The sequence below is a fragment of the Kitasatospora sp. NBC_01246 genome, from assembly GCF_036226505.1.
GTDB lineage: Bacteria > Actinomycetota > Actinomycetes > Streptomycetales > Streptomycetaceae > Kitasatospora.
The window spans coordinates 3,511,892-3,536,150 of the sequence record NZ_CP108484.1 but is presented as its reverse complement, the minus strand read 5'-3'; the positions used below and the strand labels follow the sequence as shown (position 1 = coordinate 3,536,150).

General features: G+C 73.7%; 19 protein-coding genes and 2 pseudogenes. 14 read left to right on the top strand and 7 right to left on the bottom strand.

Going from position 1 to position 24,259, the window contains the following annotated elements; genetic code table 11:
- Positions 1-109: 109 nt before the first annotated feature.
- The 3 genes and pseudogenes from OG618_RS15355 to OG618_RS15345 all read left to right on the top strand — a co-directional run bounded on the left by OG618_RS15355 (position 110) and on the right by OG618_RS15345 (position 3,927).
- Positions 110-1,234, top strand: a complete 1,125-nt coding sequence (locus tag OG618_RS15355; RefSeq protein WP_329487966.1) for an adenylate/guanylate cyclase domain-containing protein — start codon at positions 110-112, stop codon at positions 1,232-1,234.
- A 413-nt stretch (positions 1,235-1,647) separates the two neighbouring features.
- Positions 1,648-2,790, top strand: a pseudogene (locus tag OG618_RS15350) (diguanylate cyclase domain-containing protein); the annotation flags it as partial.
- 765 nt (positions 2,791-3,555) lie between these two features.
- Positions 3,556-3,927: a hypothetical protein gene (locus tag OG618_RS15345; RefSeq protein WP_329487965.1), complete on the top strand. Its 372-nt coding sequence runs from the start codon at positions 3,556-3,558 to the stop codon at positions 3,925-3,927.
- A gap of 51 nt (positions 3,928-3,978) precedes the next feature.
- Here the strand turns inward: OG618_RS15345 and OG618_RS15340 are convergent, their stop codons facing one another.
- Both OG618_RS15340 and fdhD read right to left on the bottom strand, forming a co-directional pair.
- Complete coding sequence (locus OG618_RS15340) at positions 3,979-4,575, bottom strand: TetR/AcrR family transcriptional regulator (RefSeq protein ID WP_329487964.1); 597 nt, start codon at positions 4,573-4,575, stop codon at positions 3,979-3,981.
- Positions 4,576-4,693: 118 nt separating this feature from the next.
- The gene (fdhD, locus tag OG618_RS15335; RefSeq protein ID WP_329487963.1) at positions 4,694-5,518 is read right to left on the bottom strand and encodes a formate dehydrogenase accessory sulfurtransferase FdhD; all 825 of its coding nucleotides are present in this window, start codon (positions 5,516-5,518) and stop codon (positions 4,694-4,696) included.
- A 324-nt stretch (positions 5,519-5,842) separates the two neighbouring features.
- On the opposite strand from fdhD, the gene hutH reads away from it, so the two are divergent.
- Complete coding sequence (hutH, locus tag OG618_RS15330) at positions 5,843-7,426, top strand: histidine ammonia-lyase (protein WP_329487962.1); 1,584 nt, start codon at positions 5,843-5,845, stop codon at positions 7,424-7,426.
- Between the two features lie 31 nt (positions 7,427-7,457).
- On the opposite strand, the gene OG618_RS15325 is transcribed toward hutH, so the two are convergent.
- Complete coding sequence (locus OG618_RS15325; protein WP_329487961.1) at positions 7,458-7,859, bottom strand: hypothetical protein; 402 nt, start codon at positions 7,857-7,859, stop codon at positions 7,458-7,460.
- A 210-nt stretch (positions 7,860-8,069) separates the two neighbouring features.
- Between OG618_RS15325 and OG618_RS15320 the strand changes: the two genes are divergently transcribed.
- From OG618_RS15320 to hutI, 6 genes are all read left to right on the top strand, one after another.
- Positions 8,070-8,942: a MurR/RpiR family transcriptional regulator gene (locus tag OG618_RS15320; RefSeq protein ID WP_329487960.1), complete on the top strand. Its 873-nt coding sequence runs from the start codon at positions 8,070-8,072 to the stop codon at positions 8,940-8,942.
- Between the two features lie 69 nt (positions 8,943-9,011).
- Positions 9,012-9,350: a hypothetical protein gene (locus OG618_RS15315; protein ID WP_329487959.1), complete on the top strand. Its 339-nt coding sequence runs from the start codon at positions 9,012-9,014 to the stop codon at positions 9,348-9,350.
- Positions 9,351-9,691: 341 nt separating this feature from the next.
- Positions 9,692-11,380, top strand: a complete 1,689-nt coding sequence (gene hutU / locus OG618_RS15310; RefSeq protein ID WP_329487958.1) for a urocanate hydratase — start codon at positions 9,692-9,694, stop codon at positions 11,378-11,380.
- A gap of 11 nt (positions 11,381-11,391) precedes the next feature.
- Positions 11,392-12,594: an allantoate amidohydrolase gene (locus OG618_RS15305; RefSeq protein WP_329492124.1), complete on the top strand. Its 1,203-nt coding sequence runs from the start codon at positions 11,392-11,394 to the stop codon at positions 12,592-12,594.
- A 20-nt stretch (positions 12,595-12,614) separates the two neighbouring features.
- The gene (locus OG618_RS15300; RefSeq protein WP_329487957.1) at positions 12,615-13,961 is read left to right on the top strand and encodes a formimidoylglutamate deiminase; all 1,347 of its coding nucleotides are present in this window, start codon (positions 12,615-12,617) and stop codon (positions 13,959-13,961) included.
- 104 nt (positions 13,962-14,065) lie between these two features.
- Positions 14,066-15,235, top strand: a complete 1,170-nt coding sequence (gene hutI, locus OG618_RS15295; protein ID WP_329492123.1) for an imidazolonepropionase — start codon at positions 14,066-14,068, stop codon at positions 15,233-15,235.
- Between the two features lie 56 nt (positions 15,236-15,291).
- Here the strand turns inward: hutI and OG618_RS15290 are convergent, their stop codons facing one another.
- Positions 15,292-17,385 carry a S9 family peptidase gene (locus OG618_RS15290; protein WP_329487956.1) on the bottom strand — a complete coding sequence of 698 codons (2,094 nt, stop codon included), beginning with the start codon at positions 17,383-17,385 and terminating at the stop codon, positions 15,292-15,294.
- Positions 17,386-17,502: 117 nt separating this feature from the next.
- A complete protein-coding gene (locus OG618_RS15285; protein ID WP_329487955.1) occupies positions 17,503-19,011 on the bottom strand; it encodes a peptide MFS transporter in 1,509 nt (502 codons plus the stop codon).
- A gap of 327 nt (positions 19,012-19,338) precedes the next feature.
- On the opposite strand from OG618_RS15285, the gene OG618_RS15280 reads away from it, so the two are divergent.
- Positions 19,339-20,013, top strand: coding sequence for a response regulator transcription factor (locus OG618_RS15280; protein ID WP_073924168.1), 675 nt, complete (start codon positions 19,339-19,341; stop codon positions 20,011-20,013).
- A 57-nt stretch (positions 20,014-20,070) separates the two neighbouring features.
- Entirely contained in the window at positions 20,071-21,318 is a 1,248-nt protein-coding gene (locus tag OG618_RS15275; protein WP_329487954.1) for an ATP-binding protein, read from the top strand.
- 60 nt (positions 21,319-21,378) lie between these two features.
- Here OG618_RS15275 and OG618_RS15270 read toward each other — a convergent pair.
- Positions 21,379-21,663, bottom strand: a pseudogene (locus OG618_RS15270) (ester cyclase); the annotation flags it as partial.
- A gap of 103 nt (positions 21,664-21,766) precedes the next feature.
- On the bottom strand, positions 21,767-22,306 hold the full coding sequence (locus OG618_RS15265; protein ID WP_329487953.1) for a GtrA family protein: 540 nt from the start codon (positions 22,304-22,306) through the stop codon (positions 21,767-21,769).
- A gap of 207 nt (positions 22,307-22,513) precedes the next feature.
- Between OG618_RS15265 and OG618_RS15260 the strand changes: the two genes are divergently transcribed.
- Both OG618_RS15260 and purE read left to right on the top strand, forming a co-directional pair.
- Positions 22,514-23,704 carry a 5-(carboxyamino)imidazole ribonucleotide synthase gene (locus OG618_RS15260; RefSeq protein ID WP_329487952.1) on the top strand — a complete coding sequence of 397 codons (1,191 nt, stop codon included), beginning with the start codon at positions 22,514-22,516 and terminating at the stop codon, positions 23,702-23,704.
- The gene (gene purE / locus OG618_RS15255) at positions 23,701-24,237 is read left to right on the top strand and encodes a 5-(carboxyamino)imidazole ribonucleotide mutase (RefSeq protein ID WP_329487951.1); all 537 of its coding nucleotides are present in this window, start codon (positions 23,701-23,703) and stop codon (positions 24,235-24,237) included. Before OG618_RS15260 ends, purE begins: the two co-directional genes overlap by 4 nt.
- Positions 24,238-24,259 lie beyond the last annotated feature (22 nt).

Sequence of the window (24,259 nt, the reverse complement as noted above, 5' to 3'; positions counted from 1 at the left end):
AACATTCCACCTGGCAGCAGTGTGAGGCGCGCCACTGCCCGGCGGGTTGCGGGCGCGTTCGGACAGGCAGGACACGAGGCAAGTGCGGCGACCGCACGGGGACGGACCGGTGGCAGAGGACGGCGGCAACGGCGGTACGGCGGGCTCCGACGACCAGACGGTCGCGCTCGACCTGGAACGCCTGATCCTGGACGCGCCACGCCGCTACACCCCGTACCAGGCCGCGCGGGCCGCCGACGTCCCGATGGAGCTGGCCACCCGCTTCTGGCGGGCGATGGGCTTCCCGGACATCGGGCAGTCCCGGGCGCTCACCGACGGCGACGTGATCGCGCTGCGCCGGCTCGCCGGTCTGGTGGAGTCGGGCCTGCTCAGCGAGCCGATGGCGATCCAGGTCGCCCGCTCGACCGGGCAGACCACCGCCCGGCTGGCCGGCTGGCAGATGGACACCTTCCTGGAGAACCTCACCCAGTCCGTCGAGCCCGGGCTGACTCGCGCCGACGTCGCCTACCCGCTGGTCGAGCTGCTGCTGCCGGAGCTGGAGCAGTTCCTGGTGTACGTCTGGCGCCGCCAGCTGGCCGCCGTCACCGGCCGGGTGGTGCAGGCCGCCGAGGACACCGAGATCACCAGCGGCCGGCTGGCCGTCGGCTTCGCCGACCTGGTCGGCTTCACCCGGCTCTCGCGCCGGCTGGAGGAGGAGGAGCTCGGCGAGCTGGTCGAGACCTTCGAGAACACCTGCTCCGACCTGATCGCCGGCCAGGGCGGCCGGGTGATCAAGACCCTCGGCGACGAGATCCTGTACGTCTCCGAGGATCCGGGGACGGCCGCCGAGATCGCGTTCAGCCTGATCGAGGCGCTGGCCGAGGATGACACCATCCCCGCGCTGCGGGTCGGCATGGCCTTCGGCACCGTCACCTCGCGGATGGGCGACGTCTTCGGCACCACGGTCAACCTGGCCAGCCGGCTCACCTCGATCGCCCCGAAGGACGCGGTGCTGATCGACGGCGAGTTCGCGGCCGCGCTGGAGCAGAACGGCAGTGTCGCCCCGGCCGACGCGGACGGGCCGGGGCTGGCCGAGGCGCTGTCGGCCGCCTCCGGACTGCCCGCCTCCGGGCTCCCGGTGCCGGCGCCGGACGCGGGGCGCCGGTTCAGCCTCCAGCCGATGTGGCGCCGGCCGGTGCGCGGGCTGGGGCTGGTCGAGCCGTGGCTGCTGTCGCGGCGGCCGCGCGGCGAGTAGCGGGCGCCGCCCCGGACCGCCGGGCTCCCGGAGGCCGCGGGGAGTACCCGGCCGCTCACGGGGTAGGCGGACGTCCGGGCAGGGCGCGGCGGAGTCCGGGCCGGTGGCACGGTCACCCGGCGGGGCGGGTGGCCGTCGTCCGAAAGCCGTACGGCTGAAACCGGTCCGGCCGGGCGGATCCGTGCGGGCAAACGGGGCATAACCGAGCGAAACCGCCCTAGTCTTGGTGCAGGCGGACGGGTCCGGTTCGCGGTGGGTGAGCCACCGCGCCGGACGGGACCGAGCACAGGGAACGGGGCGAGCCGGTGGGCAGTGAGGCGATCACGACGGACCGCGGTTGCGTGTGCGACCGCCCGGAGCTGCCGGCCGCCCCCGACCCGCGGCTGACGTCCGTGGTGGAGCTCGCCCAGGACATGGCGGGGGCGCTCACCCCGCTGGAGGCGGTCCGCGCGGCCGCCGTCCGCGCCACCGAGGCCCTCGGCGCCACCATGGCGGCCGTCTCGGTCTGGGACCGGGAGTCCGGCCGGCTGCGGGTCCTGGTCAACCACGGGGAGCTGGCGCCGGGCGAGGAGGAGCTGCCGGAGGACGAGTCCTACCCGGTGGCGGACTTCCCCGAGATCGTCACCTACCTGGAGGAGCGCTGGACCACCGGACGGCTGCCCCGCGCCTGGCTGCAGAGCGCCGAGAACACCGAACTCCACGCCGGGCACGCCCACCCCACCGCCGGGGCCTACTGCCAGGAGCGGGCCGCCGCGCTGCGCCGGCGCGGCCGGGGCTGCTGCGTGGTCGCCCCGATCGTGCTGCACGGACAGGCCTGGGGGGAGCTCTACCTGGCCAGGTCCACCGGGACGGCGGAGTTCACCGAGGGCGACGCCGAGTACGCCACCCTGCTCGCCGCCCAGATCTCGGCCGGGCTCGCGCAGACCGAACGCCTCGCCGACCTGCGCAAGCTCGCCTTCTCCGACCCGCTGACCGGGCTGGCCAACCGGCGGGCGGTGGACGCCCGGCTGGAGAGCGCACTGGAGGCGCACAACCGCGACGGCACGGTGGTCTCGCTGGTGGTCTGCGACGTCAACGGCCTGAAGCGGGTCAACGACCAGCTCGGACACGAGATGGGCGACCGGCTGCTGGAGCGCTTCGCCCACCAGCTGTCGCTGGCCGCCGCCAGGCTGCCCGGCAGCCTCGCCGCCCGTCTCGGCGGCGACGAGTTCTGCCTGCTGGTGGAGGGCCAGAAGGCGGACGAGGTGGTCGCCGTCGCCGAGGAGCTGTGCGCGCGGGCCCTGGCGCTGGCCGAGGGCGAGGGCGTCGCCTGCGGGGTCGCCTCCACCGGGGACTCGATCGGCCCGGTCACCACGCCCGACCGGCTGTTCCGGCTCGCCGACGCCGCGCAGTACCGGGCCAAGGCCGCCCGCGCCGCACATCCCGTGGTGGCCGGCCGCAGCCACGGCCCCGGCCTGTCGCCGGACCCGACCGTGCTGCTGGCCGACGCCGCCGATCCGCACCATCGGGCCGACGGCCGGGGGCGCGTCCCGGGCCGGCCGGGCGCCGGCGACCGGCGGCGGTTCCGCGGCGCCGCGCACAGCGCCGACCCGGGACAGCTGCTCACCGCCGTGCTCGCCGCCCTGGACCAGCGCGGGGTCACCCGCTCGGTCCACCCCGCCGACACCATCGGCAAGCTGGCGGTGGTCGCGGAGACGGCCTCCCGGCTGCTCGACGCGGTCGGCTGGTGGGTCTCCTACGTGCCGCCCGGCTCGCACCTGATGCGCACCGCCCAGCACGCCGTGTACCGGATGACCAGCGGACCGAGCAGCTCGCGGGCGGAGACCCAGCGGGCCCAGATCGAGGCCCCGGACGCCGTCTTCGACCTGCGGCACTACCCGATGACCCGGCAGGCGGTGCGCGGCGGGTCCTTCGCGCTGCGCGCGGGCGCGGCCGGGAACGACCCGTCCGAGGAGGCCATGCTGGTGGTCAGCGGCTACCGGGGGATGGTCGCGGCGGGCGGCCAGAACCCGGCCGGCGGCTGGCTGGTGGAACTGTTCGCCGACGACGCGACGCTGCCGCTCGGACAGGTCGCCAGCGCGATGCGGGCCCTGGTCGCCGTGGCGCTCTCCGGCCCGGCCTCCCCGCCGCCGGGCTGAGGCGGGCCCGGTTCGTGGACGGACCGGTTGGGGGGCTTGTGCCGGTTCGGTGACCGGCCTGTTCCGAGCCGGTCGCGGTCCGGTGCGGAGGCTGCCGCGGGGCTGGGCGGCGAGCCCCGGACGTGGGATGGTATCCGCCGTCGGCGGGCCACGGGGGCCGGGCCGGAACGGGGGTCGAAACCCATGCGCGCTCGTCTGACGAGCCTTGTCCTCTCCGCGGTGCTGGCGCTGGGCGGTGCCACGCTGGCAGCCGCCCCGGCGGCCGAGGCCGCGCCGCGCGCCGCCGCGGTCAGCACCGCCGCCGGTTCCGCCGCCGGTTCTGCCGCCGCGGGGGGCGCCGTCCAGGCGGCCCAGGCGGCCCCGGCCGTGGCCGGGCAGCAGGACGGCACCCGGCTGGCCGGGTCCAAGGACAAGTCCAAGTCGAAGTCGAAGAAGAAGAAGAAGGGCTTCTTCGGCAAGATCATCGGTGTGGTGATCGGCATCGTGGTGGTGCTGATCGTGATCGCCGTGATCATCGCGGTGGTCGTGATGCTCCGCCGCCGCAACCGGCAGTAGACCGCGCGGGCCCGTGGACCCGGTGGGTCCACGGGCCGGCCGCCGGACCGGTCACGGCCGCAGGGCGCGCAGGACGCCCGCCACCAGACGGTCCGCGTAGGCGTGGTCGAGCGGGCCGAGGCCGTGCAGCCAGCGGTAGTACATCGGGCCGTAGAGCAGTTCGACGGCGAGGTCGAGGTCGGCGTCGGCGGCGATCTGCCCGGCCTCGCGGGCGGTGCGCAGGCGCTCCCGGGTGACCTCCAGTAGAGGGTCCAGCAGGCGCTCGCGGTACTCCCGCAGCAGGGCCGGGTCGCGCAGGTGCTCGGAGACCAGGCCGCGGCCGGTGTTGTCGAAGCCCGGGTCGGCGAGCTGGTCGGCCGTCGGCCGCAGGACGGCGCGCAGGTCGGCGGCGAGGTCGCCGGTGTCGGGCAGCGCCAGACTGCCGGAGGCGTTCTCGTTGGCGGCCTGGAAGGCGTCGAAGACCACCGCGCCCTTGGAGGGCCACCAGCGGTAGATGGTCTGCTTGCCGACGCCGGCCCGGGCGGCGATCGCCTCGATGGTCAGCTTGCCGAAGCCCACCTCGGCCACCAGTTCGGCGGCGGCGGTGAGGACGGCCTGGCGGGAGCGCTCGCTGCGGCGGGTGGGATCGGGAGAGCTGCTGCGGGTCATGGGCCCATTCTAGGGCGCTGGCGAAACGATACGTCTCGTCTTGCTGAAGGATCGGACCGAGCCCGCACGCTCCGGGGCGGGTCGGCTCTCCGGGGTGGGGCGGGCGGAGGCCGGCCGGTCAGCCGCTGATCCGGTCCGGGCGGGTGTAGACGTTGGCGCGTTCGCCGCGCAGGAAGCCGACCAGGGTCAGGCCCAGCTCCTCGGCGAGGTCCACCGCGAGGGAGGACGGCGCGGAGACGGCGGCCAGCAGGGGGACGCCCGCCAGCGCGGCCTTCTGGGTCAGCTCGAACGAGGCGCGACCGCTGACCAGCAGGACGTGCCCGGTCAGCGGCAGCCGGCCCGCGCGCAGGGCCCAGCCGACCACCTTGTCCACCGCGTTGTGCCGGCCGACGTCCTCGCGGGCGCAGAGCAGCGCGCCGCTCGTCCCGTCGAACAGCCCGGCCGCGTGCAGGCCGCCGGTCGAGTCGAAGGTCCGCTGGGTGGCCCGGAGCCGGTCCGCCAGCCCGTACAGCAGGGCCGGGGGGACGGTCAGCGGGTCGTCCCCGACGGGGTGGCGGACGTGGGTGCGGACGGCGTCCACCGTGTCGCGGCCGCAGAGGCCGCAGGCGCTGGTGGTGAGCAGGTTGCGGTGGGCGGAGAGCGGGAGGGCGCGGGCGCCGCGCAGGGCCGCGTCCACCACGTTGTAGGTGTTCGCGCCGTCCTCGTCCGTCCCGGCGCAGTAGCGCAGGGCCGCGAGGTCCTCGGCCGTGTGCACCAGCCCCTCGCCGACCAGGAAGCCGGCCACCAGGTCGAAGTCCTGGCCGGGCGTGCGCATGGTCACCGTCAGCGGCTCGCCGCCGACCCGGATCTCCAGCGGCTCCTCCGCCGCGAGGGCGTCCGGTCGCGTGCTGCGGCCGTCCCCGTGCAGCCGCACCACTCGCCGCCGTGCCGTCGCCCGCGTCATCGGTCCTCCGCCTCCGTGCCGTCCGTCGACCCCAGCGTGCGGTATCGGGGTGGCGCTTCGGAAATCGGGGTGGGGCCGGTGGCCGGGCGCCGGTGGGGGCGACTCGTGGGGCGGGCGCCCGTCACCCGATCGGCGATGCCGTGAGGCGGCCGGCGCCCGCCGTCGGCGAGGGTGGTGTGGAGGTCCCGGCCGGGCCGTCGGCGCCGGCGCGCCCTCCGGCGGGACGTGGAGGGCGGCCGCGGCCGGCTCCGTCCGGCGGGCGGGAGTCCGCCAGGTGGGATCCACTGGTTGTCATATCTTCATTCAGCTGGTGTGATGATGCATATGGATATGCACAGTGCTGTGGCCCCCGATGCGCCCCTCGTCCAGGTCGGCAAGGCCGACGTCAGCGCCGAGGACGTGCTGGCCGTCGCCCGGGGCAACGCCCGGGTAGAGATCGGTCCGGACGCGCTCGCCGAGATGGCGACCGCGCGGGCCCGGATCGAGGCCCTCGCGGCCGAGCCGCGCCCCGTCTACGGCGTCTCCACCGGCTTCGGCGCGCTCGCCGTCCGGCACATCAGCCCCGAGCTCCGCGCCCAGCTGCAGCGCTCGCTGGTGCGTTCGCACGCCGCCGGGATGGGCCCGGCGGTGGAGCGCGAGGTGGTCCGCGCGCTGATGTTCCTGCGGATGAAGACGCTGGCCTCCGGCCGGACCGGCGTACGCCCGGTGGTCGCCCAGACCATGGCCGCCATCCTGAACGCCGGCATCACGCCGGTGGTCCGCGAGTTCGGCTCGCTCGGCTGCTCCGGCGACCTCGCCCCGCTCTCGCACTGTGCGCTGGTCCTGATGGGCGAGGGCGTGGCGACCGGCCCGGACGGCGTCGACAAGCCCTCCGGCGAGCTGCTCGCCGCGGCCGGCATCGAGCCGGTCGAGCTGCTGGAGAAGGAGGGCCTGGCCCTCATCAACGGCACCGACGGCATGCTCGGCATGCTGGTGATGGCCATCGCCGACCTCCAGCGCCTGTTCACCACCGCCGACATCACCGCCGCGATGACCCTGGAGGCGCTGCTCGGCACCGACAAGGTGCTCGCCCCCGAGCTGCACGCCCCGATCCGCCCCCACCCCGGCCAGGCGCTGAGCGCCGCCAACATGCTGGCCGTCCTCAAGGGCTCCGGCCTCACCGGCCACCACCAGGACGACGCCCCGCGCGTCCAGGACGCCTACTCGATCCGCTGCGCCCCCCAGGTCGCCGGCGCCGGCCGCGACACGGTGGCCCATGCCGCCCTGGTCGCCTCCCGGGAGCTGGCCGCCTCGGTCGACAACCCGGTGGTGCTGCCGGACGGCCGGGTCGAGTCCAACGGCAACTTCCACGGCGCCCCGGTCGCCTACGTGCTGGACTTCCTCGCCATCGCGGCCGCCGACCTCGGCTCGATCTCCGAGCGCCGTACCGACCGGCTGCTGGACAAGGCCCGCTCGCACGGCCTGCCGGCCTTCCTCGCCGACGACCCGGGCGTGGACTCCGGTCTGATGATCGCCCAGTACACCCAGGCGGCCCTGGTCAGCGAGAACAAGCGGCTCGCCGTGCCGGCCTCGGTCGACTCGATCCCGTCCTCCGCGATGCAGGAGGACCACGTCTCGATGGGCTGGTCGGCCGCCCGCAAGCTGCGCCAGTCCGTCGAGAACCTCGGCCGGATCCTGGCCGTCGAGCTGACCGCCGCCTCCCGCGCCCTGGAGATCCGCCGGCAGGCCGACGCCAGCGGCACGCCCTCGCCGGCGACCCTCGCCGCGCTGGCCGTCGCCCGGGAGGCCGGGGTCGGCGGCGCCGGCCGCGACCGCTTCCTCTCGCCGGACCTGGAGGCCGCCGCCGCGCTGGTCGCCTCCGGCGAGCTGGTGTGGGCCGTCGAGAAGGTCACCGGGCCGCTGGCCTGACGAGGCCGCCGCCGCCCGGGGCGGGCGGGAGTCAGTCCCACTCGCCCCGCGGCGGCCGGGCGCGCTTCTCCTCGCGCCGGTCGGCGGCGATGGCGGCGTAGTTGACGCCGACGATGCCGGCCCAGCAGACCAGCAGGCCCATGAAGCCGTTCGAGCCGCTGGTCGCGATGCCGGTCAGCGGGATGCCGAGGACCAGCGAGATCAGCGGCAGCTTCGAGCCGGAACGGCCGAAGGAGCGCCGGCGCAGGTGCTCCGCCGGGCCGTAGCCGTCGAGCCGCTCCGCCACCCGGCGCTCCACCCGGGCGTCGAGGCGGGCGTCCAGCCGGGCGAGGAACGAGTCGACGATCTCCGACTCGTACTCCTCGCCCAGCTCCTTGCGGGTCTGCAGAGCCGCGTCGAGGTCGCGTCGCAGTTCGTCCTGGCGTGTGTCCATGGCGCTCAGCCTGGTGCAGCGCCGGGGCTCCAGTCCATCGGTTCGCGCCGGGATCGGGGCGGATCAGGGGGAAATCAGGGTCACCCGGAGGGGTGATCCGCACCGCCGGGGGGTCTCATCGGGCGTCCCGGCGTACGAGACGTCTTTGCCAGCGGCAGTCCGCTGCTGCACAGTCGTCGTCCGAACAGCTCGCACCCGGAGGTACCGCTGATGACCGCCACCGACGACACCGGCACGGTAGGCCCCTCCGCCCGACTCCTCCAGCTCTTCGAGGGCCACCGGCTCACCCCCACCCAGCGCCGGATCGCCCACTCGCTCGTCCGGCACGCCACCGAGGCGCCGTTCCTCTCCAGCGTCGAGGTCGCCGAACTGGCCGGCGTCAGCCAGCCCTCGGTCACCCGCTTCGCGGTGGCTCTCGGCTACGACGGCTACCCCGCGCTGCGCAAGCAGCTGCGCGAGCTGGGCGCGGGGGAGCCGAGCGCCGCCCCGGAGACCCCGGACGACGTGGTGCGCAACGAGCACCAGCAGGCCGTCCTCGCCGAGATCGAGCACCTGCGGCTGCTCGCCGAGCTGCTCGCCGACCCCGAGCCGATCATCCGCGCGGCCCGGCTGCTCGCCGCCTCCCGCCCGCTGCCCGTCCTCGGCCTGCGGGCCGCCTCCGCGCAGGCCCGCGGCTTCGCCTACTTCGCGGCCAAGGTGCACCCGGACATCCGGCTGCTCGACGAGGGCGGCAGCATGCTCGCCGACCGCCTGGAACAGGCTGCCGCCGCCGGCGCCTCCGCGCTGCTCTGCTTCGCCCTGCCGCGCTACCCGCGCGAGCTGATGGACGCCCTGACGGTGGCCCGGGACTGCGGTCTGACGGTGCTGACGGTCGCCGACAGTGCCTTCGCGCCGGTCGCCAAGCTCTCCGACCTGATGCTGCCGGCCGCCGTCGGCACCGGCCTGGTCTTCGACACCGCGTGCGCGCCGATGATGCTCGGCCGGGTGCTGCTCCAGACCATGTGCGACGAACTCCCCGGCGCCGAGGCCCGGTTGGAGTCGATCGAGCAGTCCGCGACGGCTCGTGGGCTGTTTTTGGAGTAGGACCGTACTTGGGGCGGGAATCCTGTCAACAGGCCCCGGAGCAGGGCCGACCGGCAGGGGGAGCCTGTGATGCGCGTGATCCACGAGATGAAGTTCGTCGGCCGACTCGCCTCGGGCGCCGACGAATGGTCCTGCCCGGCCTGCGGACGCCGCGTCACCCTGCGGCGGCTGCCCGAACCCGAACTCGTCGTCCTCGACGCCGGTGACGAGAGCGCCGTCCACGTCGGCGTCATCGAGCCCGACGGCCGCGCCGCGGCGGCCGCCGACAAGTACGGCCTCGGCCCCGTCCAGGAGATCCCCCGCCCGCCGCGCCCGGCCGCCCCGGCCGCGCCCGCGGACCCCGACGCCGACGACCGCCGCTGGCTCGCCGAGATCGGCATCGACTGGGACGGCGACGCGGCGGCCTGACGCCGGGTCGGGTCGGCCGTCCGCCTCGCGCGCCCGCCGCGCAGGGCCGGGCGGCTCCCGCGACGATCCCGCGCGCGCAGGCCCGTGCCTCGCCCGGACTCCGCGGCGGCCGTCGCGCGGCCGCCGCGGGGCTGTCCGGGGTGTACGGCGGGGCGCATCGCCGTGCCCTCCACCCGGCGGCGCCTGGGCCGAGTGGCTGGTGTTCGCCCGACTCGGGGTAGCGCGGCGGGGTTGTCGCGATGCCGGCTGATCGGATGCGCTCAGGTCTGGCCGGAGACTGAATGATTGGATATATTCAGCCAAGTCGAGCTTGAATGAATTCATCCGTAGGGAGCCGGGACATGGTGCAGCAGCAGGCGAGCGGGCCGCGCGAGGTGCGGGCGGCGCGCGGTACGGGGCTGACGGCGCAGGGGTGGCAGCAGGAGGCTGCCCTGCGGATGCTGATGAACAACCTCGACCCCGAGGTGGCCGAGCACCCGTCGAAGCTCGTCGTCTACGGCGGCACCGGCAAGGCGGCGCGGGACTGGCGCTCGTTCGACGCCATGGTGCGCACGCTGGAGACGCTGAAGCAGGACGAGACCATGCTGGTCCAGTCCGGGCGGCCGGTCGGCGTCATGCAGACGCACGAGTGGGCGCCGCGCGTGCTGATCGCCAACTCCAACCTGGTCGGCGACTGGGCGAACTGGGAGGAGTTCCGGCGGCTGGAGAGCCTCGGCCTCACCATGTACGGCCAGATGACCGCCGGATCGTGGATCTACATCGGCACCCAGGGCATCCTCCAGGGCACCTACGAGACCTTCGCCGCCGTCGCCAACAAGCGGTTCGACGGCACCCTGGCGGGGACGATCACCCTCACCGCCGGCCTCGGCGGCATGGGCGGCGCCCAGCCGCTGGCCGTGACGATGAACGGCGGCGTGGCGATCTGCGTCGACTGCGACCCGTCCCGGATCTCCCGCCGGATCGAGCACCGCTACCTGGACGTCGAGGCCAAGAACCTCGCGCACGCGCTGGAGCTGGCCACCGCCGCCCGCGACCGCCGCGAGCCGCTCTCCATCGGCCTGCTGGGCAACGCCGCCGAGGTGTTCCCGCAGCTGCTCTCGATGGACGCGCCGATCGACATCGTCACCGACCAGACCAGCGCCCACGACCCGCTGAGCTACCTGCCGGTCGGCGTCGCCTTCGACGACATGGCGACCTACGCGGCAGAGAAGCCCGCCGAGTTCACCCAGCGCTCGCGCGAGTCGATGGCCCGGCACGTCGAGGCGATGGTCGGCTTCATGGACGCCGGCGCCGAGGTGTTCGACTACGGCAACTCGATCCGCGGTGAGGCCCAGCTGGCCGGCTACGACCGCGCGTTCGCCTTCCCGGGCTTCGTCCCGGCCTACATCCGGCCGCTGTTCTGCGAGGGCAAGGGCCCGTTCCGCTGGGCGGCGCTCTCCGGCGACCCGCAGGACATCGCCAAGACCGACAAGGCCGTGCTCGACCTCTTCCCGGAGAACGAGTCGCTGCACCGCTGGATCAAGATGGCCCAGGAGAAGGTGCACTTCCAGGGCCTGCCGGCGCGGATCTGCTGGCTCGGCTACGGCGAGCGCGACAAGGCCGGCGAGCGGTTCAACGACATGGTCGCCTCCGGCGAGCTGTCCGCGCCGATCGTGATCGGCCGCGACCACCTGGACTGCGGCTCGGTCGCCTCCCCGTACCGGGAGACCGAGGCGATGCTGGACGGCTCCGACGCGATCGCCGACTGGCCGCTGCTCAACGCCATGGTCAACGTCGCCTCCGGCGCGTCCTGGGTCTCCATCCACCACGGCGGCGGCGTCGGCATCGGCCGCTCGATCCACGCGGGCCAGGTCACGGTGGCCGACGGCACCGCGCTGGCCGGCGAGAAGATCCGCCGGGTGCTCACCAACGACCCGGGCATGGGCGTGATCCGCCACGTCGACGCCGGCTACGACCGGGCCGACGAGGTCGCCGCCGAGCGCGGCGTCCGCGTCCCGATGAACGAGCACGGCTCGACGGGTGAGCTGTGACCTTCGAAGAGATGTGGGCGGAGCTGCTCCCGGTGGGCCGCTCCGCCTCCTCCGGCGGCTACCGCCGCTTCGCCTGGAACTCCGCCGACGCCGAGTGCCGGTCCTGGTTCGAGGAGCAGGCCCGCGGCCGCGGGCTGACCTACGAGCTGGACCGCAACGGCAACCAGTGGGCCTGGCTGGGCGACCCGGCGGGCGAGGGCGCGATCGTCACCGGCTCGCACCTGGACTCCGTCCCCGACGGCGGCGCCTTCGACGGCCCGCTCGGGGTGGTCTCCTCCTTCGCCGCGCTGGACGAACTCCGCGGGCGGGGAGCCGAGTTCGACCGGCCGCTGGCCATCGTCAACTTCGGTGACGAGGAGGGCGCCCGGTTCGGCGTGGCCTGCATCGGCTCCCGGCTGAGCGCGGGCGTGCTCGGCCGCGACCAGGCGTACGAGCTGCGCGACGCCGACGGCGTCCGGCTGCCCGACGCGATGGAGAAGGCCGGCTACGACCCGGCCGGGATCGGCGCGGACGGCGACCGGCTGGCCCGGATCGGCGCCTTCGTCGAACTCCACGTCGAGCAGGGCCGCTACCTCGCCGAGGACCAGCCGGTCGGCGTGGCCGGCGCGATCTGGCCGCACGGCCGCTGGCGGTTCGACTTCCACGGGGAGGCGAACCACGCCGGCACCACCCGGATCGAGGACCGCCGCGACCCGATGCTCACCTACGCCAACACCGTGCTCGCGGCGCGGAAGAAGGCGCGGACGGCAGGGGCGCTGGCCACCTTCGGCAAGGTCGCGGTCGAGCCCAACGGCACCAACGCGATCGCCTCCCTGGTGCGCGGCTGGCTGGACTCCCGGGCCGCCGACGAGCAGACGCTCACCGCCCTGGTCGAGGAGATCGAGCGGGCGGCGTACGAGCGCGGCGACCGCGACGGCGTCCGGGTCGAACTGACCCGCGAGTCCTACACGCCGGTGGTGGAGTTCGACGGCCCGCTGCGCGACCGGCTCGCCCGGCGGCTCAACGCGGCGGGCGCCCCCGACGGCGTGCCCATCCTGCCCACCGGCGCGGGACACGACGCCGGAATCCTGGCATCGGCGATCCCGACCGCCATGCTGTTCGTACGTAACCCGAGCGGGGTCTCGCACTCCCCGGCCGAGCACGCGGAGACGGCCGACTGCCTGGCCGGCGTGACCGCCCTCGCCGACGTACTGGAGGACCTGGCGTGTCAGTAGGCCGTGCCGGAGGCGCGCACATGACGACTTACTGGGCGGAGCACGCCTGGCTGCCGCACGCCAACGGGCCGGTGGTCGAGCAGGACGTGCTGATCGCCACCGGCCCCGGCGGCCGGATCACCGCGGTGACGCCGGACAGCGGGCCCTGTCCGCCCGGCGCCGTCCGGCTGGCCGGGCTGCTGCTGCCCGGCCAGGCCAACGCGCACTCGCACGCCTTCCACCGGGCGCTGCGCGGCCACGTGCAGGTCGGCTCCGGCACCTTCTGGACCTGGCGCGACACCATGTACCGGTTCGCCGGGGCGCTCGACCCGGACAGCTACCTGGAGCTCGCCACCGCCGTCTACGCCGAGATGGCGCTGGCCGGGATCACCGCGGTGGGGGAGTTCCACTACCTGCACCACGCGCCCGGCGGGAGCCGCTACGACGATCCGAACGCGATGGGCGAGGCGCTGATCGAGGCCGCCGCCCGGGCCGGGATCCGGATCACCCTGCTGGACACCTGCTACCTGTCGGCCGGCTTCGGCGCCGAGCCGACCAGGCCGCAGCTCCGGTTCAGCGACGGCGACGCCGACGCCTGGGCCGAGCGGGTGGAGGCGCTCAAGCCGCGCGAGCACGCCCGGATCGGCGCCGCGATCCACTCGGTGCGGGCGGTACCGGCGGAGCAGCTCGGCACCGTCGCGCGGTGGACGGACGGCCGCCGGGCCCCGCTGCACGTCCACCTCTCCGAGCAGACCGCCGAGAACGACGCCTGCCTCACCGCGCACGGCGTCACCCCGACCAGGCTGCTCGCCGACCACGGCGCGCTCGGCCCGCGCACCTCGGCGGTGCACGCCACCCACCTCACAGACGAGGACATCAAGCTCCTCAGCGACTCCTCGACCGCCATCTGCATGTGCCCCACCACCGAGCGGGACCTCGCCGACGGCATCGGTCCGGCCCGCCGGCTCGCCTCGGCGGGCTGCCCGATCACCCTGGGCAGTGACAGCCACGCCGTCATCGACCCGTTCGAGGAGGCCCGCGCGCTGGAGCTGGACGAGCGACTGCGGACCAGGACCCGGGGCCACTGGACGGCCAACTCGCTGCTGCGGGCGGGCACCGAGGACGGACACGCCTCGCTCGGCTGGCCGGAGGCCGGGCGGATCGAGGCCGGCGCCCTGGCCGACTTCACCGTGATCGCCCTGGACTCGGTGCGCACCGCCGGGCCGCCGAGCCGGCTCGGCGCCGAGATCGCGGTGTTCGCCGCCTCGGCCGCCGACGTGCGGCACGTGGTGGTCGGCGGACGGCAGATCGTCCGGGACGGCGCCCACCAGCTGGTGCCCGACGTCCCGGGCGCGCTGCGGTCCTCGATCGCCGCGCTGAGCTGCTGAGTCCCCGTACCTCCCGGGGGCGGGCGGGGGCCGACCCCGCCCGCCCCGGGTCCAGCCCCGAAAGGCCTGATGTGAGCACCCCGAGCAGCCCGCAGAGCCAGGGCATGCCGAGCACCCTGATCACCGGGATCGGCAGCCTGGTCACCAACGACCCCGCGTACGGGACCGGGCCGCTCGGCCTGCTCACCGACGCGGCCGTGGTGGTGGACGGCGGCACGGTCGCCTGGGTCGGGCCGGCGGCCGAGGCGCCCGCCGCGGACGAGCGGTTCGACGCGGCCGGGCGGGCGCTGCTGCCCGGCTTCGTCGACTCGCACGCCCACCTGGTGTTCGCCGGGGACCGCACCGCGGAGTTCAACGCCCGGATGTCCGGCCAGTCGTACACCGCGGGCGGGATCCGGACGACGGTGGCCGCCACCCGGGCCGCGAGCGACGCCGAACTCGACGCCAACCTGGCCCGGTTCGTGCGCGAGGCGCTGCGGCAGGGGACGACCGCGATCGAGTGCAAGTCCGGCTACGGGCTGACCGTCGTCGACGAGGCCCGGGCGCTGCGGATCGCCTCCTCGTACACCTCCGAGACCACCTACCTGGGCGCCCACGTGGTCGCCCCCGAGTACGCCGACGACCCGGCGGGCTACGTGGACCTGGTCACCGGCGACATGCTGGACGCCTGCGCGCCCTACGCCCGCTGGGTGGACGTCTTCTGCGAGAACGGCGCCTTCGACGGGGACCAGGCCCGGGCGATCCTGACCGCCGGGATCGAGCGCGGTCTCACCCCCCGGGTGCACGCCAACCAGCTCTCCTACGGCCCGGGCGTCCAGCTCGCCGTCGAGCTGGGGGCGGCCTCGGCCGACCACTGCACCCACCTCACCGACGAGGACGTGGCCGCGCTGGCCGGCTCGGACACGGTGGCGACGCTGCTGCCGGGCGCGGAGTTCTCCACCCGCGCCGCCTACCCGGACGCGCGCCGGCTGCTCGCCGCGGGCGCCGTCGTCGCGCTCTCCACCGACTGCAACCCGGGCTCCAGCTTCACCAGTTCGATGGCGTTCTGCATCGCGGTCGCGGTCCGGGAGATGGGGATGACGCCGGACGAGGCGGTCTGGGCCGCCACCGCGGGCGGCGCCCGGGCGCTGCGGCGCACCGACGTCGGCGTGGTGACGGTCGGCGCCCGGGCCGACCTCCAGCTGCTGGAGGCGCCCTCGCACGTCCACCTCGCGTACCGGCCGGGCGTCCCGCTGACGGCGGCGGTCTGGCGGGCCGGGGTCCGCGAGGTCTGACCTTCACGGCTCCGGGGGCTGGGGGGCGACGGCGACCGCCGTCGCCCCCCAGGTCGTTACCGGCCCCGCGCGGCGAGGCCGCGGCGCAGGAAGTCCAGCTGGTGCAGCAGCAGGTTCTCCGCCACCGTCTCGTCGCTGGGGGAGTGGGTGGCCCCGCTGAGCGGCAGCAGCTCGTGCGGGCGGCCGGCGGCGAGCAGGGCGGCGGAGAGCCGCAGCGTGTGCGCGGGCAGCACGTTGTCGTCGGCCAGGCCGTGCACCAGCAGCAGCGGCCGGCGCAGGCCGGCGGCGTCGGGGATCAGCGAGCAGGCGTCGTAGCGCTCCGGGTGCTCGTCCGGGTGGCCGAGGAAGCGCTCCTTCCAGTGGGTGTCGTACAGCCGGTGGTCGGTGGGCGCGGCCCCGGCCACCGCGGCGTGGAAGACGTCCGGGCGGCGCAGCACGGCCAGGGCGGCCAGGAAGCCGCCGAAGGACCAGCCCCGGACGGCGACCCGGTCGAGGTCCAGCAGCCCGGGGTGGGCCAGTGCGGCCTCCCGCAGGGCCTCGACCTGGTCGTCCAGGACCGGCGTGGCGATGTCCGCGAACACGGCCTTCTCCCAGTGCGGGCCCCGGCCGGGAGTGCCGCGTCCGTCCACCACCAGGACGGCGAAGCCCTGGTCGGCGAACCACTGCGAGACCAGGTCGGGCCAGCCGCCGGCCGCGGTGGCCTTCTGCAGCGCGGGCCCGCCGTAGGGGTCGAGCAGGACGGGCAGCGGGCCGTCGCCGGGGCGGTGGCCGGTGGGCCGGAAGAGCGTGGCGCGAAGCTCGCGCGGGCCCAGCCGGAGCAGCTCGGGCCGGGCGGTGAGGACGGGGCGCTGCGCGTGCGAGCGCAGGTCGACGGCGGGGCGCCCGTTCCGGTGGACGATGGTGTGCCCGCCGGGCGCACCGGGCGTCCGCGCGGTGTGGACGAGGGTGCCGTCGCTCCGTACGCCGGTGTGCGCGCCGGGCGCGGAGCTGAGCCGTACGGCGCCCTCGGCCGGGTCGTACGACCACAGGTGGGTTTCGGTCGGCTCGGTGGAGGCGGTGAAGAGGACCTGCTCGCCGTCGGTCCCGAGCACCGAGCGCAGTTGGAGACCGGGCGGGGTGACGGGCTCGCCGCCCACTGTGAGCCGGCGGGTGTCGCCGAGGTCCGCGGCGTCGACCAGGACCCCGGCGGCGGTGCGGACGGGCAGGCCGGGGACGAGTTCGACCCAGTGCTCGTCCCGCTGCTCGGCGAGCGTCCGGGTGGCGCCGTCGGCCGGATCCACGGCGAGGGTGCGGACGGTGCGCTGGTCCCGGCTCTGCACGGCGGCGAAGGGGCCGTGGGCGTCCCAGCCGGCGGCGGCCAGGTACTCGAACCCGGGCCTGTCCCAGCGGGCCTCGGTACGGCCGCCGTCGAGGTCCAGCAGCCAGAGCGAGACGTCGGCGTTGGCGGTGCCGGCCAGCGGGTAGCGCAGGACGCGCGGCGGCCGCGCCGGATCGGCCGGGTCGGCGAGGTGGAGGCGGGCGAGCGGGCCGTTGTCCACCCGGGCGGCCAGCAGCCGGGTGCCGTCCGGCGACCACCAGTACGCCCGGGTGCGGTGCATGGACTCGGCGGCGACGTGGTCGGGGACGCCGTACGCGACCTCGGCGTGCTCGGGCTCGGCCAGCGCGCGGTCCCCGGTGCCGTCCACCCCGATGACGCGCAGCGCCCCGTCACCCACGTAGGCGATCCGGCGGCCGGTCGGGTCCGGGCGCGGGTCGTAGACGCCGGTGGCGGTCGGTATCCGGCGGACGCCGCCCCCGGCGGGGTCCGCCACCCAGAGCTCCCCGCCCAGGGCGAAGACGACCGCCCGGCCGGCCCGGTCGGCGGCGAAGGCGGTGATTCCGGTGGCGTGCACGCGGGAGCGCTCGCGGCGGATCCGCTCCGCCTCGGGGACGTCCCGGCCCTCGCCGCCCAGCCCGGCCGGATCGGCCAGCAGCCGCTCCTCGCCGCTGTCGGCGTCCAGCGCCCAGAGACAGCCGACCGGGTCGTCCCCGGCCCGGCTGCGCAGGAACAGCACCGTCCGCCCGCCGTCGCAGACGACCGGATGGGCGGGCACCCCGAGGGAGAACCGACGGGTACGGGCGAGCTGACGGGGCAGCGATTCACTCGACATGCCCGACACCCTGACACGCCTCGGGGCGGTCACGCGCCCGAAAAGGGGGCCGGTACGGATCTTCCGATCCGTACCGGCCCCTCGCGCCGGGCGTGCCCGGCGGTGCTTCGGGGTGAGTCAGTGGACGTTGCCCATCAGCTTCACGACCTTCTTGCGGTACATCGCCAGACCGATGCCCGCGACGATCGCCATCGCACCCTGGACCGCGAAGTACCAGGTGCTGCCGACCACGCTGTCGCCGAGGACGAGCTGGAAGATGGCCGCGACGCAGTCACCGGCGGTGACAGCGAGGAACCAGACGCCCATCATCTGGCTGGCGTACTTCGCCGGGGCCAGCTTGGTGGTGACGGACAGGCCCACTGGGGAGAGCGTCAGCTCACCGACCGTCTGGATCAGGTACACCATGGCCAGCCAGAGCGGGGTGACCTTGGTGCCGCCCGCGGCAGCCGCCATGGCCAGCATCATGACGAGGAAGGAGGCGCCGATCATCAGCAGACCGAACGCGAACTTCATGGTGGTGCTGGGGTTCTTGGCCTTGTGGGAGAGGGCCACCCAGAGCCAGGCGAAGACCGGGGCCAGCGCCATGATGTACAGCGGGTTCAGCGACTGGAACCAGGTCGACGGGAAGTCGAAGCCGAACAGCGTGGACGAGGTGTTCTCGTCCGCGAAGATGCTCAGAGTCGAGCCCGACTGGTCGTAGATCATCCAGAACACGGCGGCGGCCACGAAGAACCAGATGTAACCGCTCATCTTGGACTGCTCGCCCGCGTCGAGGTCCTTGTCGCGCTTCACCTTGGCGAAGACGAACACGGGAAGCGCGATGCCGGCGATGGAGAGCGGCCAGATCGCCCAGTTGATCGTGAAGTGGCCGGTCAGCGCGACGACCGCGTAGAACACGGTGGCCAGCGCCAGCCAGAAGCCGGCCTTCCTGAAGATCACGCGCTTCTCGGCTGCCGAGATCGGCGAGGTCACCACGTCGCTCTTGGCGCTCAGGTGGCGGCTGCCCAGCATGAACTGGATCAGGCCGATCGCCATGCCGACACCGGCGAGGGCGAAACCGAGGTGCCAGTTGACGCTCTGGCCGATGGTGCCGATCACCAGCGGCGCCGCGAAGGCACCGAGGTTGATGCCCATGTAGAAGATGGTGAAGCCACCGTCACGGCGAGGGTCGTTCGGACCGTCGTACAGGTGGCCGACCATCGTCGAGATGTTGGCCTTCAGCAGGCCGGAGCCGAGCGCGATGAACGCCAGGCCGACGAAGAACGACACGCTCGCCGGAACGGCCAGCAGGAAGTGGCCGATCATGATGATCGAGCCGCCCACCGCGACGGTCTTGCGGGCACCGAGGAATCGGTCGGCGATCCAGCCGCCCGGCAGGGCCAGCAGGTAGACCATGGCCGTGTACACGCTGTAGACCGCGCTGGCCACGGCCATCTTCATGCCGAGACCGCCCTCCGTGATGGAGGCGGTCATGTAAAGGACCAGCAGGGCGCGCATGCCGTAGTAGCTGAAGCGCTCCCACATCTCACTCATGAAGAGAGTGGCGAGTCCACGGGGGTGCCCGAGGAAGGTCTTGCCGCTGGGAGAGGCCGACTGAATGCCGGACTCCAGGGTCGTAGACGCCATGTGTAGTGGTTCCTTGCTGACAGCGTCCGCCTAGGGGGGTACGGCGGACGTGGACCAAACCACTGTACGTGGCCAGATTTGGCGTTATCAGCTGACAAAACACGCCAATTAGGTATGGCGATGGCAAAGTCTGCGATCAATCTGATCGATAGATCCATGGTAGGGCTGGACATGTTCCTTCGGATGCAAGACCCAGCCGTGGAATCTTCGCCGAACGGGCGGCTGGGGCATGTCCGTTGAGCGGTGATCGCGCTCCGTATAACGATCACGCTCTGTGAACTACCTCACAGCGCAGGCCCCCTATCCCCGGCGGACTACCATCACCACATGACCTGTGTGCTGCTCGCCGAGGACGATCCGGCGATCTCCGAACCGCTCGCCCGGGCCCTGCGACGCGAGGGCTATGAGGTGCTCGTCCGCGAGGACGGTCCGGCCGCACTGGCCGCCGGGCTCACCGAGGAGGTCGACCTCGTCGTCCTCGACCTCGGTCTTCCCGAGATGGACGGCCTGGAGGTCTGCCGCCGCCTGCGGGCCGACGGCAAGAGCTGCCCCGTCCTCGTCCTCACCGCCCGTGCGGACGAGGTGGACACCGTGGTCGGCCTGGACGCCGGTGCCGACGACTACGTCACCAAGCCCTTCCGCCTCGCCGAGCTGCTCGCCCGCGTCCGGGCCCTGCTCCGGCGCGGCAACGTGGACCAGCTCACCACCGGTGCGCACGGGGTGAAGATCGACATCGAGTCCCACCGCGCCTGGCTCGGCGAGGAGGAGCTGACGCTCTCCGCCAAGGAGTTCGAGCTGCTGCGGGTGCTGGTCCGGGACGCCGGGCGGGTGGTCACCCGGGAGGAGATCATGCGCCAGGTCTGGGACACCACCTGGTGGACCTCCACCAAGACGCTGGACATGCACATCTCATGGCTGCGCAAGAAGCTCGGCGACGACGCGGCCAACCCCCGCTACATCGCCACCGTGCGCGGAGTGGGCTTCCGCTTCGAGAAGAACTAGCCCCTCAAGAAGAAGTAGCCCCCGTAAGGGGAACGAACCACCACGGGGAGCGGCCGCGTGAAGCGCCGGATGATCAACTCGCTGCTGGGCGTCGTCCTGGTGGTGGTCGCGGTGTTCTGCGTCCCGCTCGCCCTGGTCGAGAAGCGCACCATCGTGAACTCGGCGCAGGACCGGGTGGACGCGGCCGCCGTCCGGGTGCTCGCCCTGGTGGAGAACCGGCTCTCCGCGGGCGAGCCGGTCACCGGCGACAAGTTCGCCAACCAGGTCACCGACGGCCAGTACGTCGAGGTGGACATCCCCGGCAAGTCCGTCGTCTCCAGCGGCGAGCGGCCGGCCGGGACCCATCTGCTGAAGTCCGTCGAGCAGGGCGCCAGCGGTGAGACCGTCACCGTCGAGCAGTCCCGGGCCGGCGTCGACCACGAGATCGCCAACATGCTGCTGCTGCTCGGCGTGGTGGCGCTGCTCGCCGTCCAGGCGGCCGTCGCCCTGGCCGTCTGGCAGGCCAAGCGGCTGGCCCGGCCGCTCACCGACCTCGCCGAGACGGCCGAGCGGCTCGGCTCCGGCGACCCGCGCCCGCGCGACCGCCGCTACGGGGTGCCCGAGCTGGACCGGGTCGCCGAGGTGCTGGACGTCAGCGCCGAGCGGATCGCCCGGATGCTCACCGCCGAACGGCGGCTCGCCGCCGACGCCTCGCACCAGCTGCGCACCCCGCTCACCGCGCTCTCCATGCGGCTGGAGGAGATCACCGCGGTCGCCGAGGATCCGGAGACCGTCAAGGAGGAGGCGACCATCGCCCTCCAGCAGGTCGAGCGGCTCACCGACGTCGTCCAGCGGCTGCTCACCACCCAGCGGGACCCGCGCAGCCCCACCGCCGTCGCCTTCGACCTGGACGACGTGGTCAAGCAGCAGGTGGAGGAGTGGGGCCCGTCGCTGCGCGGCACCGGCCGGGTGCTCCAGGTGGAGGGCCTGCACGGGGTCACCGCCGTCGGCACCCCCGGCACGGTGGCCCAGGTGCTGGCCACCCTGATCGAGAACTCGCTGATGCACGGCGCCGGGCTGATCACCCTGCGGGTGCGGCCGTCGGGGACGTCGGTGGTGGTCGAGGTGCAGGACCAGGGCGCCGGGGTGCCGCCGGAGCTGGGCAACCGGGTCTTCGAACGGGCGGTCAGCGGGCGCAACTCGACGGGGATCGGCCTGGCGGTGGCCCGCGACCTCGCGGAGGCGGACGGCGGCCGGCTCGAACTGCTCTCGCTGAAGCCGCCGGTGTTCGCCATCTTCCTGGGCCGCAGCCAGCGCGAGGCCTGAGCGGCAGGTCCTTCGCGCGGCGCTCCCGGTCCGGCCCCTGCGGTGCTCTCAGAACCGGGTGTCGCGGACCACGTCCAGGTCCGTGAAGGTCGGCGGCTCGTCGCAGAGCGCGACCATCTCCCGGAAGATCCGGTCGGTCTCCGGCAGCGCGGAGTTCTTCATCGCGTCCTCGTAGGAGGCGAACTCGACGATCTCCACCAGGTGCCGCGGGTCCGCGCGGTCGGCGCCGACCATCGCGTGTCCGACCGTCCGCCGGCCCTCGGTCTGTTCGGCCCAGCTGTCCATCAGCCGGTTGAGGTCGTCCACCTTGTCGGTCTTGCAGTCGATGATCTGGACGAACGCCATGGCGAGCCTCCTGGGATCCCCCGGGCCTCGATCGTTCGCCGGCCGTGCTCGCCCTCGGTCACCACTGTCCTCCCGCCCGAGCGGGCGGGGCAAGGGGGTGGGCCTATTCGGCCTTGGCGTACCGGATCTCCTCGGCGGCGAGCACCAGCTCGGCCTGCGCGACGACCTCGGCCGCCGGGGCGGGCTCGGCGCCGGTCTCCGGGACGGCCGTGAAGACCCACGTCCGGTAGGAGACGAAGCGGAACACCGTGGCCACCGCGAGGCCGGCCACCTTGGCGGCCAGCTGCTCGAAGTGCGAGTCCAGGCCGAGCACGTAGACCGAGAAGCCCAGCACCCCGGTCTCGATCAGCATCCCGGCGCCGCTGAACAGCAGGAACAGCGTGATCTCGCGCTTGCGCGAGGCGGCGTCGCGGTCCCGGTACAGCCAGTAGCGGTAGCCGAGGTAGTTGGTCGCGATGGCCACCAGGGTGGCGGCGATGTTGGACCGCAGCGAGGCCAGGTGGAACCCGTTGATGCAGATCCAGAAGACGGCGAAGTTGACCACCACACCGCTCAGGCCGACGATGCCGAACTTCACCACCTCGCCCGACAGACCGCGCAGTCTCTGCGTCAGCGGGGGGTTCGACGCTGCGGTCGTCGCCATACCGGGCTGCCTCCATGTGCTGCGGACGAGGGGGCCCGGAGCGGATGCGCGGCTGGCCCCTTGAGCCCTGCGTGCACGCACATGATCGGACCACGCGTACCAGGACCTAGCGGTCCAGGCTACCCGGTTCCGCCGATCGGCTCAGCCCCCAGGGCTCCTCGCTCCCTGGGACGGTGCCCGCCGGCCGTACGGTTCCATGGCGGTTCCATGGCCCCCGACCGGCCCGGATATCCTGGCGGGGTGACTTCCCCGGGCAATGCGAATTTTCCAGTAGTGGGCATGATCGGCGGCGGGCAGCTGGCCCGGATGGCACACCAGGCGGGCATCCCGCTCGGGGTCCGGTTCAAACTCCTCGCCGACACGCCCCAGGACTCCGCCGCGCAGGTGGTCTCCGAGACCGTCCTCGGCGACTACCGCGACCTCGACACGCTGCGCCGCTTCGCGGCCGGCTGCGATGTGATCACCTTCGACCACGAGCACGTGCCGACCGAGCACCTGCGGGCCCTGCAAGCCGACGGCGTGGCCGTCCGGCCCGGCCCGGAGGCGCTGGTCAACGCCCAGGACAAGGGCGTGATGCGGGCCAGGCTCGACTCCATCGGGGTGCCCTGCCCCCGGCACCGGATCGTCTCCGGCCCGGCCGACGTGACGGCCTTCGCCGAGGAGGGCGCCGGCTACCCGGTCGTCCTCAAGACCGTCCGCGGCGGCTACGACGGCAAGGGCGTCTGGGTCGTCGACGACGAGGAGCAGGCGCACGCGCCGTTCCTGGCCGGCGTCCCCGTGCTGGCCGAGGAGAAGGTGGACTTCGTCCGCGAGCTGGCCGCCAACGTGGTCCGCTCGCCCAGCGGCCAGGCCGTCGCCTACCCGGTGGTGGAGAGCGTCCAGGAGAACGGCGTCTGCGCCGAGGTGACCGCCCCGGCGCCGGACCTCGACCCGGCGCTGTCCGACGAGGCCCAGCAGCTGGCCCTGCGGATCGCCGGCGAGCTGGACATCACCGGCCACCTGGCGGTCGAGCTGTTCCAGACCCGGGACGGCCGGATCCTGGTCAACGAGCTGGCCATGCGCCCGCACAACTCCGGGCACTGGTCCCAGGACGGCGCCGTCACCTCCCAGTTCGAGAACCACCTGCGGGCCGTGCTCGACCTGCCGCTCGGCGACCCCCGGCCGCGCGCCAAGTGGACCGTCATGGTCAACGTGCTCGGCGGCGACTACCCGGACATGTACCACGCCTTCCTGCACTGCATGGCCCGTGACCCCGGCCTGCGGATCCACATGTACGGGAAGGACGTGAAGCCCGGCCGCAAGGTCGGTCACGTCAACGTCTTCGGGGACGACCTCGACGACGTCCGCGAGCGCGCCCGTCACGCGGCCGCCTACCTGCGAGGAACGATCACCGAATGACCTCCTCTTCCCACGGCCCCCTGGTCGGCATCGTGATGGGCTCGGACTCCGACTGGCCGGTCATGGAGGCCGCGGCCCAGGCCCTCGACGAGTTCGAGATCCCCTACGAGGTGGACGTCGTCTCCGCGCACCGGATGCCGCGCGAGATGGTCGCGTACGGCGAGGAGGCCCACCGGCGCGGCCTGAAGGCGATCATCGCGGGCGCCGGCGGCGCCGCCCACCTGCCGGGCATGCTCGCCTCGGTCACCCCGCTGCCGGTCATCGGCGTCCCGGTGCCGCTGCGCTACCTGGACGGCATGGACAGCCTGCTGTCGATCGTCCAGATGCCGGCCGGGGTGCCGGTGGCCACCGTCTCGGTGGCGGGTGCGCGCAACGCGGGCCTGCTGGCGGTGCGGATGCTGGCCGCGTTCGACCCGGAGCTGACCGAGAAGATGACCGACTTCCAGGCCGAGCTGAACAGCCAGGCCACCGAGAAGGGGAAGAAGCTGCGGGCCAAGGTGGCGGGTTCCGCCTCCTTCGGCTTTGGAAAGTAGTCATATCGGATACAACAGCTCG

Excerpts from the sequence above, each read along its gene's own strand:
- OG618_RS15260 (WP_329487952.1), top strand. The coding sequence starts at position 22,514 with ATGGCCCCCGACCGGCCCGGATATCCTGGCGGGGTGACTTCCCCGGGC.
- OG618_RS15280 (WP_073924168.1), top strand. The coding sequence starts at position 19,339 with ATGACCTGTGTGCTGCTCGCCGAGGACGATCCGGCGATCTCCGAACCG.
- OG618_RS15345 (WP_329487965.1), top strand. The coding sequence starts at position 3,556 with ATGCGCGCTCGTCTGACGAGCCTTGTCCTCTCCGCGGTGCTGGCGCTG.
- hutI (WP_329492123.1), top strand. The coding sequence starts at position 14,066 with ATGCCGAGCACCCTGATCACCGGGATCGGCAGCCTGGTCACCAACGAC.
- purE (WP_329487951.1), top strand. The coding sequence starts at position 23,701 with ATGACCTCCTCTTCCCACGGCCCCCTGGTCGGCATCGTGATGGGCTCG.
- OG618_RS15285 (WP_329487955.1), bottom strand. The coding sequence starts at position 19,011 with ATGGCGTCTACGACCCTGGAGTCCGGCATTCAGTCGGCCTCTCCCAGC.
- fdhD (WP_329487963.1), bottom strand. The coding sequence starts at position 5,518 with ATGACGCGGGCGACGGCACGGCGGCGAGTGGTGCGGCTGCACGGGGAC.
- OG618_RS15315 (WP_329487959.1), top strand. The coding sequence starts at position 9,012 with ATGCGCGTGATCCACGAGATGAAGTTCGTCGGCCGACTCGCCTCGGGC.
- OG618_RS15290 (WP_329487956.1), bottom strand. The coding sequence starts at position 17,385 with ATGTCGAGTGAATCGCTGCCCCGTCAGCTCGCCCGTACCCGTCGGTTC.
- OG618_RS15300 (WP_329487957.1), top strand. The coding sequence starts at position 12,615 with ATGACGACTTACTGGGCGGAGCACGCCTGGCTGCCGCACGCCAACGGG.
- OG618_RS15265 (WP_329487953.1), bottom strand. The coding sequence starts at position 22,306 with ATGGCGACGACCGCAGCGTCGAACCCCCCGCTGACGCAGAGACTGCGC.
- OG618_RS15325 (WP_329487961.1), bottom strand. The coding sequence starts at position 7,859 with ATGGACACACGCCAGGACGAACTGCGACGCGACCTCGACGCGGCTCTG.
- OG618_RS15340 (WP_329487964.1), bottom strand. The coding sequence starts at position 4,575 with ATGACCCGCAGCAGCTCTCCCGATCCCACCCGCCGCAGCGAGCGCTCC.
- OG618_RS15320 (WP_329487960.1), top strand. The coding sequence starts at position 8,070 with ATGACCGCCACCGACGACACCGGCACGGTAGGCCCCTCCGCCCGACTC.
- hutU (WP_329487958.1), top strand. The coding sequence starts at position 9,692 with ATGGTGCAGCAGCAGGCGAGCGGGCCGCGCGAGGTGCGGGCGGCGCGC.
- hutH (WP_329487962.1), top strand. The coding sequence starts at position 5,843 with ATGGATATGCACAGTGCTGTGGCCCCCGATGCGCCCCTCGTCCAGGTC.
- OG618_RS15305 (WP_329492124.1), top strand. The coding sequence starts at position 11,392 with ATGTGGGCGGAGCTGCTCCCGGTGGGCCGCTCCGCCTCCTCCGGCGGC.